14 protein-coding genes are annotated in these 15,055 nt (G+C 42.4%); 11 read left to right on the forward strand and 3 right to left on the reverse strand.

What is annotated here, in order from left to right; genetic code table 11:
* Positions 1-36: 36 nt before the first annotated feature.
* The 6 genes from moaCB to ACNPNW_RS07555 all read left to right on the forward strand — a co-directional run bounded on the left by moaCB (position 37) and on the right by ACNPNW_RS07555 (position 6,023).
* Positions 37-960, forward strand: coding sequence for a bifunctional molybdenum cofactor biosynthesis protein MoaC/MoaB (gene moaCB, locus ACNPNW_RS07530; RefSeq protein ID WP_180049385.1), 924 nt, complete (start codon positions 37-39; stop codon positions 958-960).
* Positions 957-2,198, forward strand: coding sequence for a molybdopterin molybdotransferase MoeA (locus ACNPNW_RS07535; protein ID WP_448766815.1), 1,242 nt, complete (start codon positions 957-959; stop codon positions 2,196-2,198). Before moaCB ends, ACNPNW_RS07535 begins: the two co-directional genes overlap by 4 nt.
* Before the next feature lie 47 nt (positions 2,199-2,245).
* Positions 2,246-3,010 carry a molybdate ABC transporter substrate-binding protein gene (modA, locus tag ACNPNW_RS07540; protein WP_005251840.1) on the forward strand — a complete coding sequence of 255 codons (765 nt, stop codon included), beginning with the start codon at positions 2,246-2,248 and terminating at the stop codon, positions 3,008-3,010.
* Between the two features lie 6 nt (positions 3,011-3,016).
* Entirely contained in the window at positions 3,017-3,700 is a 684-nt protein-coding gene (gene modB, locus ACNPNW_RS07545) for a molybdate ABC transporter permease subunit (RefSeq protein ID WP_448766816.1), read from the forward strand.
* A gap of 1 nt (position 3,701) precedes the next feature.
* On the forward strand, positions 3,702-4,343 hold the full coding sequence (locus ACNPNW_RS07550; RefSeq protein ID WP_005096928.1) for an ATP-binding cassette domain-containing protein: 642 nt from the start codon (positions 3,702-3,704) through the stop codon (positions 4,341-4,343).
* 330 nt (positions 4,344-4,673) lie between these two features.
* Positions 4,674-6,023, forward strand: a complete 1,350-nt coding sequence (locus tag ACNPNW_RS07555; RefSeq protein WP_005106918.1) for an MFS transporter — start codon at positions 4,674-4,676, stop codon at positions 6,021-6,023.
* A gap of 302 nt (positions 6,024-6,325) precedes the next feature.
* On the opposite strand, the gene cynS is transcribed toward ACNPNW_RS07555, so the two are convergent.
* Entirely contained in the window at positions 6,326-6,775 is a 450-nt protein-coding gene (gene cynS / locus ACNPNW_RS07560) for a cyanase (RefSeq protein ID WP_448766817.1), read from the reverse strand.
* Positions 6,776-7,061: 286 nt separating this feature from the next.
* Between cynS and ACNPNW_RS07565 the strand changes: the two genes are divergently transcribed.
* The 3 genes from ACNPNW_RS07565 (at position 7,062) to ACNPNW_RS07575 (ending at position 10,119) form a co-directional block, all read left to right on the forward strand.
* Positions 7,062-7,871, forward strand: coding sequence for a formate/nitrite transporter family protein (locus ACNPNW_RS07565; RefSeq protein ID WP_004280337.1), 810 nt, complete (start codon positions 7,062-7,064; stop codon positions 7,869-7,871).
* Positions 7,872-7,937: 66 nt separating this feature from the next.
* Positions 7,938-9,668 (forward strand): bifunctional protein-serine/threonine kinase/phosphatase, encoded by a 1,731-nt coding sequence (locus ACNPNW_RS07570; RefSeq protein ID WP_448766818.1) that lies wholly within the window; start codon positions 7,938-7,940, stop codon positions 9,666-9,668.
* 253 nt (positions 9,669-9,921) lie between these two features.
* A complete protein-coding gene (locus tag ACNPNW_RS07575; RefSeq protein WP_448766819.1) occupies positions 9,922-10,119 on the forward strand; it encodes a hypothetical protein in 198 nt (65 codons plus the stop codon).
* A 167-nt stretch (positions 10,120-10,286) separates the two neighbouring features.
* Here the strand turns inward: ACNPNW_RS07575 and ACNPNW_RS07580 are convergent, their stop codons facing one another.
* Positions 10,287-10,454: a hypothetical protein gene (locus tag ACNPNW_RS07580; RefSeq protein ID WP_448766820.1), complete on the reverse strand. Its 168-nt coding sequence runs from the start codon at positions 10,452-10,454 to the stop codon at positions 10,287-10,289.
* Positions 10,455-10,783: 329 nt separating this feature from the next.
* Between ACNPNW_RS07580 and ACNPNW_RS07585 the strand changes: the two genes are divergently transcribed.
* Positions 10,784-11,701, forward strand: a complete 918-nt coding sequence (locus ACNPNW_RS07585) for a LysR family transcriptional regulator (RefSeq protein ID WP_004646984.1) — start codon at positions 10,784-10,786, stop codon at positions 11,699-11,701.
* Between the two features lie 501 nt (positions 11,702-12,202).
* Positions 12,203-14,356, forward strand: coding sequence for a TonB-dependent receptor family protein (locus tag ACNPNW_RS07590; RefSeq protein ID WP_448766821.1), 2,154 nt, complete (start codon positions 12,203-12,205; stop codon positions 14,354-14,356).
* A gap of 62 nt (positions 14,357-14,418) precedes the next feature.
* Here the strand turns inward: ACNPNW_RS07590 and ACNPNW_RS07595 are convergent, their stop codons facing one another.
* On the reverse strand, positions 14,419-15,027 hold the full coding sequence (locus ACNPNW_RS07595; protein ID WP_004646981.1) for a MarC family protein: 609 nt from the start codon (positions 15,025-15,027) through the stop codon (positions 14,419-14,421).
* Positions 15,028-15,055: the final 28 nt, after the last annotated feature.

A 15,055-nucleotide genomic window follows, 5' to 3' on the forward strand; every position in this document is an offset into this window, starting at 1 on the left:
TTAAAACAGATTTTAAAAATTAGCCTGGGATGAATCATGAAAAATGTAGGGATGAAAGCAGAAAGTTACCGTACAGCAATTGCCACTGGAATCCTGCATGCACCGCCACATTGCATTGAGCTGCTACGTAATGGCAATACTGAAAAAGGTGATGCCCTGAAAACAGCACGCATTGCCGGCATTCTAGGTGCCAAACGGACCGATGAGCTGATTCCATTGTGCCATCCATTACCGATTTATCGTGCCGATGTGGAATATGAACTGTGTGATGCACATGTCGAAATTATTGCTACTGTTGAAACCATTGGACCAACTGGTGTGGAAATGGAAGCTTTGACAGCGGTCAGTCTGGCAGGTCTGACCTTGTATGACATGCTGAAGCCGCATTGTGAACCGGAAGATTTGTCGCTGGATCAATGCAGGTTGCAGCAGAAAAAAGGCGGAAAATCACATTTTACCCGCGTACTTAAAGAGAGTCTGTCCGCTTCAGTTATTGTACTGTCCGATACGGTTGCAGCAGGTAAAAAGCCGGACACTGCCGGACAAAACGTACTGGAAATTTTGCAAGAGGCTAATTTTGACGCTATTAATTATCAGGTCATTCCCGATAGCCCAGAACAGCTATTGACCCTGATTGAACAGCAGAAAAATCAGTATCCGCTGATTCTAACTGTGGGCGGTACTGGATTAGGTCCTAAAGACCTGACAGTTGAGACTCTGCAACCTTTGCTGCAACGGGAAATTCCAGGCTTGATGGAAGCTTCACGTAGTTTTGGGCAGAAACGTACACCTTATGCGGCATTAAGTCGTGGCGTGGCTGGCTATATTGAGAACAGTCTGGTGATGACCCTGCCGGGAAGTCGGCAGGGTGCGAAAGAATCCCTGATCGCGGTGCTTCCAGCGTTGGTGCACTTATTTGATGTGCAAAAAAATATTCCACATTCGGGAGGCTATCAATGAATCAGGCAATATCGCATTCAGCCTGCGGTGCTGAGCCGGGACTGATTTCTGTTGATCAGGCACTACAGATGATACTTGAGCAGACGCATATCTTGGTAGCTGAAAGCCTGCCGCTTGCTCGGGCTCTGAATCGCTATCTGGCAGAGGCGATTGATTCGGCCATACCATTGCCGCTGTTTTCACAAAGTGCTGTAGATGGCTATGCGCTTTGCAGTCCAGAAAATGTTAGTGCTCACAGCACTTTTGAACTCATTGGAGAGATTCGGGCAGGGCAAAGTACTGAAATTGAACTGCGGCCAGGTCAGGCGGTCCGGATTTTTACCGGTGCCAGGATTCCAGCAGGAACTACAACGGTCGCCCGTCAGGAAATTGTCAAATGCCATGCCAATCAAATCATTATTACAACAGACCTAAAGCCTCATACGGATATACGTGATGCAGGCGAGGAAATCGCACAAGGGCAGCGTCTGGTAGATGCAGGTCAAAAACTGCATGTAGGTGCAATTGCAGCTTTGAGCATGGCAGGCGTAAAGCAGGTTTCAGTCTATCGTTATCCTAAAATTGCTGTTGTGATTACTGGAGATGAAGTCGCTTCCAGCATTGAAGACCTGAATTCCGGAAAAATCTTTGACGCCAATGCTCCACTGATTCAGGCCTGGTTTCAATCACAGGGTCAAAACGTAGATATTCTGCATGTTTCAGATAATGAGTATGAGCTGCAAACGTTAATACATCGTCTTAAAAACCAATACGACTTCATATTGACCACAGGCGGGGTTTCGGTGGGTGATTATGATTTCATTCGTCCTGTTGCCCTGGAGCAGGGTTTTGAGCAGATTTTCTGGAAAGTGAAGCAGAAGCCCGGAAAACCGATGTTATTTGCCAAGTATCGTCGAGATGATCAAGGTTACTGTTATCTCTTGGGTTTGCCGGGAAATCCGGCTGCTGTGTATGTCGGGATGCAAATCTATACGGCAACTTTACTGAATGCCTTACAAGGGCAAAAGCAGTCACCTGCATGGCTTAGTGCGGTAATGACACATGATTTGAAAGCGGATGCACGTGAACGTTTTTTAAGAATGGCTGCAGAATTTGATCAGGGTACTTTAAAGCTCAAAAGCCTGGCGAAACAGCAGTCGCATATGTTGAGTAATCTGATGCAGGCCAATTGTCTGGTACGTATTCCGGCAGCAACAGAAATCCAAGCCGGGCATGTGGTACAAGGTTTACTGATTTGAAATGCCTGTCGCAATTCTCAATATTCGAATCACATAGAATGAGAAAGATGGATTTATTCAAAGTTCTACTCACTGGCGTGCTGTTGACTAGCCCCATGCTGTATGCCGAAACAGTTAAAATATATGCCGCAGCCAGCCTGACCAATGCGATTACTGATATTTCCAGACTATATGAGCAACAGCATCGGGACATCCAGATCGTTCCGGTTTTTGCTGCGTCTTCGGTATTGGCGAAACAAATTGCGGCGGGAGCCAGCAGTGATCTATTTTTCTCTGCAGACCTGGACTGGATGAATGATCTGATCAAGAAACAAAAAATTCAGATCGGTCAGATTCGACCTTTGCTTTTGAATGAACTCGTATTGATTAGTCCTATTCAGCAAAAAAATCATTTTAAAATGTCAGCCGACTTTAATCTTGCTAAAGCCTTTCAAGGCTATCTATGTACCGGACAAATGGAATCGGTGCCTGCCGGAAAATATGCCAAGCAAAGCTTAACCCGGCTAGGGTGGTTGAATCCGCTTCGGGGCAGAATAGTCGGTACGGATAGCGTTCGTTCAACCTTGGCTTTTGTAGAACGTGGCGAATGTCAGGTCGGCATTGTGTATAGAACTGATGCCTTGATGAGTAAAAAAGTTAAAATTTCAGGAGTATTTCCAGCCAGTACACATCGTCCGATTGTGTATCCAATCGCTTTAACCCGGCAGGGCCAGAAAAATCAGGCAGCAGTCCAATTTTCTGAATTTATCCAGACGAGTCCAAGGGCCAGGCAGATTTTCCAGAAATATGGTTTTAAGCTTAAGGTAGGCTAACTGCTCATGCTTACACCAGAAGAACTGAGTGCCTTAGCGCTTTCAGCCAAAGTAGCGGGCTTTGCCACAGCGGTGTGTCTGCCATTTGCTATCGCCGTAGCATGGTTACTGGCGCGTTATGAATTCAGGGCCAAATTTCTTGTAGAGGCGATATTGCAGATGCCCATGGTGCTACCGCCGGTGGTACTGGGGTATCTTCTGCTCCTGCTGTTTGGTCATCAGGGGATGTTAGGGCAATATCTGCATGCATGGGGAATTCAGCTGATATTTAACTGGAAAGGTGCGGTACTGGCAGCAATCATTGTGGCATTTCCTTTAATGGTACAACCGATTCGTTTGTCTTTTCAAATGATCAACCGGCAATTAGAACAGGTGGCAGGATCTCTAGGCGCTGCACCATGGCGGGTATTCTGTAGCATTAGCCTACCTCTGGCTTTGCCTGGAATTTTAATCGGTAGCATTTTATGTTTCAGCCGCAGTCTGGCAGAATTTGGTGCCACCATTACCTTTGTTGGCAATATTCCAGAAGAAACCCGCACGATTCCCATCGCCATTTATAGCCTGTTACAACAGCCTGATGGAGAAAGTATGGCTATGCGTTTGGTCATTTTATCTCTGATTCTGGCTTTTTCAGCCTTGATTGCAAATTACTGGATCATGCAAAAGTATCAACGTAAATTGGAGGGTTAAGATGCTGAAGTGTGATTTTCAGTTTAATTACGCAAATTTCCAGCTACAGGCCAGTCTGGATATGCAGACACAATTGATTGGTATTGTGGGAGCCTCAGGAAGTGGGAAAAGCACCTTTTTAAAAAATATTGCAGGGCTATTAAAACCATCACAAGGCTTTATTCATTTTCAGCAAAAAATATTATTTGATCATCAGCAGAAACTGAATATTCCTGTTCATCAAAGAAAAATTGCCCTGATTTTTCAGCAAGCCCTACTGTTTCCGCATCTGAATGTCATGCAGAATTTGAAATATGCAGAACAGCTAAATATAAAAAATAAAGGTCAGCAGAAATTTACGTTTGAAGACATTGTGGAGTTACTCGAATTAAAGCCACTACTTCGGCATCGGGCGCATCAGCTTTCTGGTGGACAGGCACAGCGCGTTTCTATCGGTCGTGCACTTTTATCTTCTCCCGACCTATTACTTTTGGATGAGCCTTTAAATGGACTGGATCAAAAGCTGAAAAACCAGATTTTACCTTTTCTGAAAATTGTGATTCATCAAACAGATTTACCCATGATTTATGTGACTCATCATGTAGATGAAGTGGCGTATTTACAGGCACAACTGCTGCATTTTGAAAAGGGAAAAATTATTTGATTCAGCCCTGCACCGATTTAAACCAGCAATGACTCCGGGCAGGTCATCCTATCGCTGTTTTGCTCATAATTTCTCAGAAGATATCTATTTTTCTCTCTATTTTTAAGAAAGAAAAGTCTAAATTTGAAAGTGAAATAAAAATTATTTTATATAAAAGAATAGTTTATTTTATGTTAAAAATAATCTGGCATGACCTATGCATATATCTAATTAAAGTCAAAGAAGACTCTACATTTGTATGACGGCCAATGACGTCCGTTCTGATCGTTACTGATATGCCTTGTGCATCACAGTGACTTAAATACGTTCAGTTCTGGTAAGGAAATGGCTATGTCTTCAAATACAAGTCTCAATAAAGCAACAAAAATAAGTCTATTTAACTTCAGTAGTTCAGCGATGCGGGCCTTCCATATGAGTTGGCTCGCTTTTTTTGTCTGTTTCTTTGCGTGGTTTGCCTGTGCACCGTTAATGCCAGTGATTGCCGGTGAATTCAGCCTGACCAAAGAGCAGATCGCCAATATCAATATTGCCGCAGTCGCCATTACAATTCTGGTGCGTCTGATCGTGGGGCCATTGTGTGATAAATATGGTCCGCGTAAAACCTATACCGCTTTATTGATTATTGGCAGTATTCCGGTGTTTGGTGTGGCGTCGGCCAACAGTTATGAATCTTTCTTGTTTTTCCGTTTATTGATTGGCGCCATCGGTGCCAGTTTTGTCATCACTCAATATCATACCAGTATCATGTTTGCGCCGAATGTCGTGGGAACGGCAAATGCGACTACAGCAGGCTGGGGGAATGCCGGTGGCGGTGCGACTCAAGCCCTGATGCCTTTAATGCTGGCTGCTTTGGTCATGTTCGGTGTAGAACAGGCAATGGGATGGAGAATTGCACTTCTGGTTCCGGGTATTCTGATGATCATTGTCGGTGTACTGTACTGGAAATTCACCCAAGACTGTCCACAAGGTAATTTTAAAGAACTCCGTGCTCAAGGTATTTCTGTCGGTAGCGATAAAAAAGGTGGTCTTGCCATTCTGATGCATGCCGCACGTAACTACCGTGTGTGGATTCTATTTGGGGCTTACGCAGCCTGTTTTGGTATTGAAATTTTCATCCATAATATTATTGCCTTGTACTTTGTCGACAACTTTCAGTTTGGCTTAAAAGAGGCAGGCATGGCTGCCGGAATTTTTGGTTTACTGGCATTGTTTGCCCGTGCCTTGGGCGGTATTGTTTCAGACAAAGTCGCGATTCGAAAAGGTCTGGATGGCCGAACCAAAGTCCTGTTTGCTTTGATCATGCTGGAAGGTCTATTTCTTATTCTATTCTCACAAATGAATAGCGCGACCTTGGCGATCATGGCAATGACCATCTTTGCCTTGTTTACTCATATGGCATGTGGCGCTACCTATGCACTGGTACCCTTTATCGACCGTGATGCCTTGGGTGGTGTGGCTGGTATTATTGGAGCAGGTGGCAATGTCGGCGCGGTGGCTGCGGGGTTCCTGTTAAAAGGGATGCTGGATATTCAAACCACTTTGATGGTACTGGGTGGCTTGGTGGTGATTGCTGCAAGTTGTGTGTTGATGATCCGTTTCTCTGTCGAGCATAAAGAAAAAGAACAGCGTTTATATGAACAGGCCGTGACTGAACGTCATCTGGCGGAAGTACAGCAATAACACAACACGCCCTGATATAAAATGAATTGACAAAAAGGATAGCAATATCCTTTTTGTTGTTTTTGCTAACGCAATAATAAAATGATGAGCTATATATTCAGGATAGGAAAATATTATTTAAAAAGTACAGAATGGTTGAATTTATCGAATAAAATTAAAATCATTTATAGTTTATATGTTTAATTTGAGATGAAAAAATTATATATATTTTAATAATGATTTTTAAAAAAATAAATGAATTTAATAAGTGTAGATAAAATAAAAGCCATTTTAATAATGGCTTTTATGCTTATGGTGGAGGATTAATAAGTTTTATAAGGTAAAAACTTTCCGGATAATACGACATTCACCCGATCTCCGTTTGGATTATTCTCACGTTGAATATCCATATTGAAATCAATTGCACTCATAATTCCATCACCAAATTCTTCATGGATCAGTTCTTTAATAGTCATACCATAGACGCTGACAACCTCATACCAGCGATAAATCAGCGGATCTGTCGGCACACTGGTTGGCAGAGAACCTTTATAGGGTACGATTTGCAACCAGGCGATGGCTTCATCAGTCAATCCAAATATTTCACCAATTTTTTCTGCCTGTTCTTTATTAAAAGCCATCTGACCCAAACATGCGGCTGTCACCCATTCTTTAGAAAGGCCTACTGTTTCAGCGACATCTGCCCATTTGATAGACTTTAAAACTTTCGCTGAAATAATCATGTCTGTCACTTGTTGACGATGGCTAATCATAATCTTCTCCAATAGCTATATTTAAAAAATGACCGCTATAGATAATGCAGAGATTGTGCCAATATAATTATTAGGATTAAATTTTAAAATAATTTATATGATTTTCATTAGACATTTAAAATAAATGGCATGCTATTTGCTTTTATCTATATTAAATATGGCAACGGCGCCATGACACAATTGATCTGTTTGAATAATGCAAGGCAAAGACGCCTAGGGTTGAAATAGACCTTAGGCGTTTTTTATTTGCAAACAGGCAAGTAATTTATATAAAGGGGATAAAAATATGGCTTATCTTGCTCCTGCAGAGTTTGCAAAAAAAGTGGTCGATGCTGGTGAGGCAAAACTTCATATGGCCACGCGTGATGTTTTAATTCGTGCGTTTATGGCAGGCGCAATTCTGGCGCTGGCAGCAGTATTTGCTGTCACGATTGCGGTACAAACAGGGGTGCCACTGATCGGTGCGCTGCTATTTCCAGTCGGTTTCTGCATGTTGTATCTATTAGGCTATGACCTGCTGACCGGGGTATTTGTATTGACTCCATTAGCCTGGTTAGACAAACGTCCTGGGGTGACGTGGGCACGTATTTTAAAAAACTGGGGGCTGGTTTTTTTAGGTAACTTTGCCGGATGTTTAACCGTGGCAGTGTTGATGGCCGCAGTCTATACCATGGGTTTCGCCGCTGAACCGAATGCAGTCGGGGTGAAAATTGCCCATATTGGGGAAGACCGGACTTTGGGCTATGCCGAATATGGCTTTGCTGGCTGGATGACAATTTTTATCCGCGGCATGCTGTGTAACTGGATGGTATCACTCGGGGTAATTGGTGCCATGATGTCGACCACGGTCAGTGGCAAATTCATCGCGATGTGGATGCCAATCATGCTGTTTTTCGCCATGGGCTTTGAACATTCAGTGGTGAATATGTTCCTGTTCCCATTTGCCATGATGATGGGCGGTGATTTCTCGATTACAGACTATTTCTTGTGGAATGAATTACCGGTGGCACTGGGGAATCTGGTGGGTGGTCTGGCACTGACAGGTCTGGCGCTCTATACCACGCATGTACGTACTGGCGATAAAAAAGAATTCTAATCTGAGCATGATGATTTATGCCTTGAGATTAAAGGGATCAATTCGATCCCTTTTTGAGTATTTAAAATGAATAAAAAATTAAAGATCAGCATTGGGCAATATTCTTCCGCTGGAATCAAAGCACAGAATCAGGACTTTCATGGGGTCTATATTCCGGAAGGCCATGCGCTTAGCAGTAAGGGCATTGCCTGTGCAATTGCAGACGGGATCAGTAGCAGCAATGTCAGTCATATTGCAGCAGAAACTGCAGTCAGCAGTTTTCTATCGGATTATTATTCGACTTCAGATGCATGGAGCACCCAAACTTCAGCGGCACGGGTCATTCGTGCGACCAATTCCTGGCTCTATGCACAAACCCAGCAAAGCCGCGGGCGTTTTGATAAAGACCAAGGTTATGTCTGCACCTTTAGTGCACTGATTTTAAAACAAAATAGGGCACATATCTTTCATGCTGGCGACAGTCGGATTTATCGAATTCAGGCACAAGCCATTGAACAGTTGACGGCTGATCACCGCGTTTGCCTGTCATCAACAGAACATTATTTAAGTCGTGCACTGGGTGCCGACCATCGTATCGACGTCGATTATCAGCAGCTTGAATTATGTGAAGATGATTTCTTTATCTTGATGACAGATGGAGTCTATGAGTTTATTGATATGCAGCTCATATCGGAGATGCTGCAACAGCAACAACACCTGGATATCATTGCCAAGTCTATAGTCGAGCTGGCTATAAAGCGGGGTAGTGATGACAATCTCACCATTCAAATCATTAAAGTGGAACAGTTGCCTGATGAGGAATCCTTTCATATCAAGAGCCATGTTTTATTCCCGCAGCAGCTGAGTCATGGCGACCTGTTTGAAGGATATCGAGTGGATAAGATTCTGCACCAAAATCATCGCAGCAGCCTCTATTTGGCGCATGATGAAGCAACACAAAATCAGCTGGTCATTAAAACCTTGTCTGTCGATGTGCAGGATGACCTGAAAGCCGTAGAACAATTCCAGCTAGAAGACTGGGTATCAAAACGCTTAAAACATGAAAATCTAATGCAAGGCTATCCACATAAGGGCAGCAAGAAATTTTTATTTCAAAGTTATGAATACTTGCAAGGGGAAAGCCTAAGTCGCTGGCTGCATCGTCAAAAAACAGCTTTAAGTTTACAGCAGTTGCTCCCGATCATTGAGCAGGTAGCCAAAGCGCTGAATGCCATGCACCGTCTTGAAATGCTGCACCAGGATGTACGACCAGAAAATGTCATGCTACTCGAACCAGCTGATGCCTTGAAAGTGAAACTGATTGATTATGGATCGACGGCAGTCAGAGGTCTGGTTGAACTGAATCCCAAACATGCAGACGTTCCTTTAGGAACTCTGGCCTTTATGGCACCTGAATATTTTATTGGACGTTCACCCTCAGTAAAATCAGATCAGTTCTCGCTGGCGGTGATGAGTTATTATTTATTGACCCGACAATTACCTTATGGGACAGACCTCGCGCGCTGCAAGACCGAAAATGCCTTAAAGCAGGTTCGATATCATCCTCTCTATGAGTATCGACCGGATCTGCCACATGGCTTGGACGCAATCTTTAAAAAAGCGCTTTCCATTCGCCCGGAGCAGCGCTATGAGGCGCTTTCGGCCTTTATATATGATCTGAAATATCCAGATCTTAAATTTAAAAAATCAGTTTCACGTCCTATGCTTGAAAAGCATCCAGTCACTTTCTGGAAATCCTGCACAGCGATTCTGTTTTTTTTATTGCTCTGGGTATTTGCACTGTATTTTAGCCAATGAAAATAATTCAAATAGGCTATTGAACGATTTTTTTGACTGGATTAAAAAATCGGATCTGATTTAAGCTGAGATGCAGTCAAAATATCTATTTATTCTTATTGCAGATTTTTATATTTTTACGATGATTGACTTTGTATTTTTGAAGATTATCCCTATAAAATAGCAAGTGCAGTTAAAATCTAAATAAGCATAAAAACATTGGAATAATAATTGCTTATTTTTAATACCATTAGAATAAAAAGGCAGAAGAGACATGAAAATTCAATTTTTTAAGCTGATTTTAATCTTGGGCAGCAGCATGGTGATGAGCCAAACAAGTCTCGCCGGAGATGGTGGCTTGCGTTTTGCTGAGAAAAATCAGGAAATAGCGGCACAAATTCAGGCCAAGAAAAAAACGGCAGAAATACAGGCGCAGCCACTACAAGCAAAAGCCTCTACAGAAGCGAAATAGTAAAACAGCGCTTATCCAAGAAGGTGAGCTGTTCAGTTTAGATCGGATAGATAAGCTGTTTTGATGCGAAAAAATAGTCCATAACTTTTTAATCCTGAAAAACAAAAAAACTCCCCATCTATTTTTAAAAATGGGGAGTTTTTGCTTTATGAATGCTCGAAAATAATTTATTGATTCTGTTCTTCGTCCTGTCTTTCCTGACGCAATTGATCCCGCTGACGCTGTGGATCCTGGATACCTAATTGACCGCGCTGGATCTCGCGATCCTGTTTTTCTTGCGGATCAAGTTGTTCTTCAGTGAGTTCTTCATCATTTCGATCGATTGGATTCGACATAGTCTTTCATCCTCTAAAATACTTTCTAATTTTTATTGTATGAGTGCAGCAAAATTATTCTGTGACTTTTATGCCTGAGTTAGTTTTCTATCTTGTTGCTGCTGTAAGTTTAATCAATATTTTATGGGTTATTTTAATGATGGTTAAGTTAACCAAGAAAATTAAATTAATGAAATTAAGGGAATAGTAATTTAAACCTATAAACCTAATAGTTGAATATATCTCATTATTCTGGTTTTGAAATGAGAAAAACTAAATAAAATAAGAAAAATGGGTTATGCTTAAGACAGATTAAGTGTCATCCGTCTTTTAAATTTCCGGTATTTTTCATGATAGAACTTCGCCATTTAAGAACTTTAACTGCTCTGCGGGAGCATGGTTCCCTGGTTGCAGCAGCAAGTGATTTATGTTTAACCCCATCGGCCTTGTCACATCAGCTACGTGAACTCGACCAATGGTTCGGCATTGAAGTGGTCAATCGGCGTAGTCGCCCTGTGAGCTTTTCAAATGTTGGAGAGCGGTTGCTAAAACTGGCAGATGAAATATTACCGCAAGTTCAAATTGCACAGAGTGATATCAGCCGTATTGTGCATGGTCAGACCGGACGAATTGTTTTCTCCTCTGAATGTCATAGCTGTTTTGACTGGTTGATGCCGCTACTTAATCAATACCGGATGCAATATCCGGATGTAGACTTAGACTTTGCTTCAGGTTTTGAATCGAATCCGCATGAATTATTACAAACCGGAGAGTTTGATCTGCTGATTACGGCTGATCCGATTGCACTCAAAGGCATTGAATATTTTCCGATTTTTGAATACGAATCACGCTTGGTTTTATCCAATACCCATCCACTGGTACGTGCGAAAGAGATTACTGTTCAGGAACTTGCTGAAGAAACGCTGGTGACTTATCCGGTGGATAAACACCGTTTGGACATTATGTCGCGTTTGTTTATTCCCGCTAATATTCTACCAAAAGCCATTCGTACCACCGACTTGACTCAAATGCTGATTCAGTTGGTGGCAAGTGGTCGCGGGATTGGTGCATTACCTGATTGGGTGGTAAATGAATATGAGCAGAAAGGCTGGGTGACATCACGCCGTTTAGACTGTGTGGCGCCTGAAGGCTTACGTCGAACTTTATACGCAGGCTATCGTACAGAAGAAAAACAGAAAGATTATTTTGAAGGCTTCTTGAAACAACTGGATCGGTTTTCCAAAAAAAGACAGGTCTATTACAGCTAATCTGTAAATAGTTGAACATTCAAGCCTGTTATCTTTAAAAATCCTGCATCGTCAGGATTTTTAAGAAATTGATTGTTTTTCTCTCAAGGATTTCAATTTTTCTATAAGATGATGAGGTTAATCTCGTCTACTTCGAGTCAGAAAATATACAACTTCGTTCAACTTTCTAAATTAAAGAACTAGTTTAGTCGATTATAAATTTTTCTAATTATCATATTTTGCCAAGTGGAAATACATCTGTGCAGAATTAAATATCATATTATTAAATATCAATTACTTAAAAATTAAGTTCTTGGAACTTGTGAGGATGTGGTTCTGATCTTGCAAGTTGATTTTTAATAAAAATATTAAATAAAATGAAAAAATATACGCTGATCAGTCAATTTTTTGGCAGAAAATAACTCCTGAAAATAACAATGTTGATCTATGCTACAGCATAATTTTTAAACTGATTTCCTCTCATAAAACGGAATCACTTATACAGGACTGTATAAAATCGCCATGCACATGACAAAAATTCCTCTCAAGAAAAGCCCGCTGAGCCTCATGATTCTGTCGATTGTCTCAGGTCATCTTTATGCTGAAACTGCCGTAGAACCGGACAATGTTCAACAGCTGAATACTATTGTGATCAGCGCTGAGCAAAATGCCAATCCGCAGCAGCAATATCAGAAAGAGCTGGCTCAGGTTTCAGGAGGAACGAATTTCATTGGTGAGCAGCAATTAGAACAGCAGCGACTTGCAACCACAGCCGATGTGTTCCGTTTACAGCCAGGAATTTATGCCCAGTCTGCAGGGAATGAAGGTGCAAAAATATCGATCCGTGGCTCAGGAATCAACCGGACTTCAGGTGCACACGCATCCGGTACGCACGTCCTGATTGACGATATTCCATTTACCGGGCCGGGGGGTACAGCGTATGAACTGCTAGAACCCTGGTGGATTGATCATGTCGGGGTTTATCGCGGAGCCAATGGTTTTAAACAGGGTGGACTGGCCTTAGGTGGAACAATCAACTATAGAACCAAGACTGGCGCAGATCAGGATGGCTCTGAACTCAAATATGAAATGGGTAGCCATGGTTATCAGAAATATCAGTTCAGTACCGGCCGAAAGCTGGATCAGATGGATTATTATCTGGCGCTAACGGGTACCCAGTTTGATGGGATTCAGGATCATGCTGAAGGCGATGGTAAGGGTCTGGCTTTTAATTTGGGCTATCAGATCAGTCCGGATATCGAAACCCGTTTTTATGCTCGTTACCGTGAGAGCAAGCATTTAACTCCAGGACGGATTACACAAGAACAGCTCAAAAATGATCCTGAAGCAGCGAATAGCTTTAATTTAGCGGTAGATGCCAAACGGATTCAGCCGGGCAGTACTTGGCTGGCCAATACCACGACCTGGAATTTACAGGATGATGCAAAACTGACTGGCAGTCTGGCTTATCATCATTATCCGCTGGATTTACGTGAAAGCAGTTATCGTACCAATGTCGATTATGAAGATATTACAGCGCGCTTCCAGTATGAAAAACCTTACCAGTTTCTAGGTCTGGAGCATCAGGGGCGTATTGCCTTGCGCAGCACGACTCATCGTCCGGACAGTGGCGTAACTGAAACTTTAAGATTTGACACTCCATCATATCCGGCAGATACAGTCACCCGCCGTTATACCTATCGCGGTTCGGACAATGTCCTGCAATTTGATCAGGAAACCGCATTAAATGATCAGTTCAAATTAGATTTGGGACTGGCAGCGGTATATACCCATCGGGAAAGTGAAGTAACTTATCCTGTGGCGAGTCCTGAAGTCAGCCGTTATGAATGGAATTTTGCACCACGACTTGGTTTGACCTATCAGCCGAATGAGTCTGTGCAATGGTTTGCCAATTTAAGCCGCAGCATTGAGCCAGCACATCCTTGGGCGATGGCTTGGTCTTCACCGTATTATTTTGACAGTGGTGTCGCTTCTGGCCGGGTGCGCGCGCCAATCTATTTGGACACGCAAACCGCCAATAGCTTTGAACTGGGTGGACGTGGACAATCAGGCTTTGGAGATTGGGCACTGAGTTATTATTATTCCAAAGTGAAAAATGAACTGTTAACCTCTGAAATGATTAAAACCTATGAAGATGGATCGAATCGACCTTCAGAGCCAATTGCTGTTGAATCGAATGCCACGCCAACGATTCATCAAGGGGTGGAGCTAAGTCTAGATACGCCATTGCATGAATCCCAATATGGCGAACTGCGTCTGCAACAGGCTTATACCCTTAGCGATTTCCAGTACAAAAATGATCCATTGTTTGGCAAGAACCAGTTGCCAGGAATCCCTAAACATCTGTATCAGGCTCAACTAAGTTATGCCTTGAATAATGGCCTCTATATTGGTTTGAATACCGAATATGCATCGAAGATGGCACATGATTATGCCAATAGCCGATTCAGTGATGACTATCAGATCTGGGGCATTGACGTGGGTTATGCACCAGAACATCAATCATGGAAAACCTGGATCAACTTTAAAAATATCACCGATGAGAAATATGCTGCGGTCGTGATTCCTGGTCTGAATGATAAAGGTGCTGATGTAGCGCGATCTTCACCAGGTGAAGGTTTTTCTACTTATGCCGGCGTGTCATTTAAATTTTAATTATTTAAAAATAAAAAGAGCGGTAAACACCGCTCTTTTTATTTATTGATAGAAAGGATTTATCAGGTTTCTAAAATTCCGGTAACGCCTGTCACAATCATATCAATGGCAATAGTACCGATTAAAAGCGCTGCAACACGACCGACGATATCGACATACAGGTCAATGTAGTTGGAATATTTATGCTGTAAATGATCATGCAGATATTTCATCAGGATCAGCAAGCTACAGGTCAGAAACAGGGTAAAGAAAATCACCAGAATGGTTTGCATTAAACTGAGCTGAATCCCGGTAATCACGGAAGCCGAAATGGTGCCGGGACCGATCATAAACGGCATGGCAATCGTACCCGCCAGATGACTGGGCGCTCCACGCATCACACCAATCGTATCAGCACCTTCAAAGACATAACGATAGCCAATCACCAGAAAAATAATACCGCCAAAAATCTGGAAGGACTCAAACCGTACATGCAAGACTTCATTAAAGAAGGCTTCACCGGTTTTTGCAAAAATGATGAACACAATAAAGCTGATCAGACTGCCCTGAATCAATGCCATGTTGAATACTTTTGCGTCGGAATTACGGATAATTCCGAGCATATAAATACTCATCAGAAAAGGGTTGAGCAGGGAGAAAAACAGGGCAAATGCATTCAAACTTTCTGACATCATTCAGTCCTTCCGTAGTTGAGATATC

The organism is Acinetobacter endophylla (assembly GCF_053543775.1).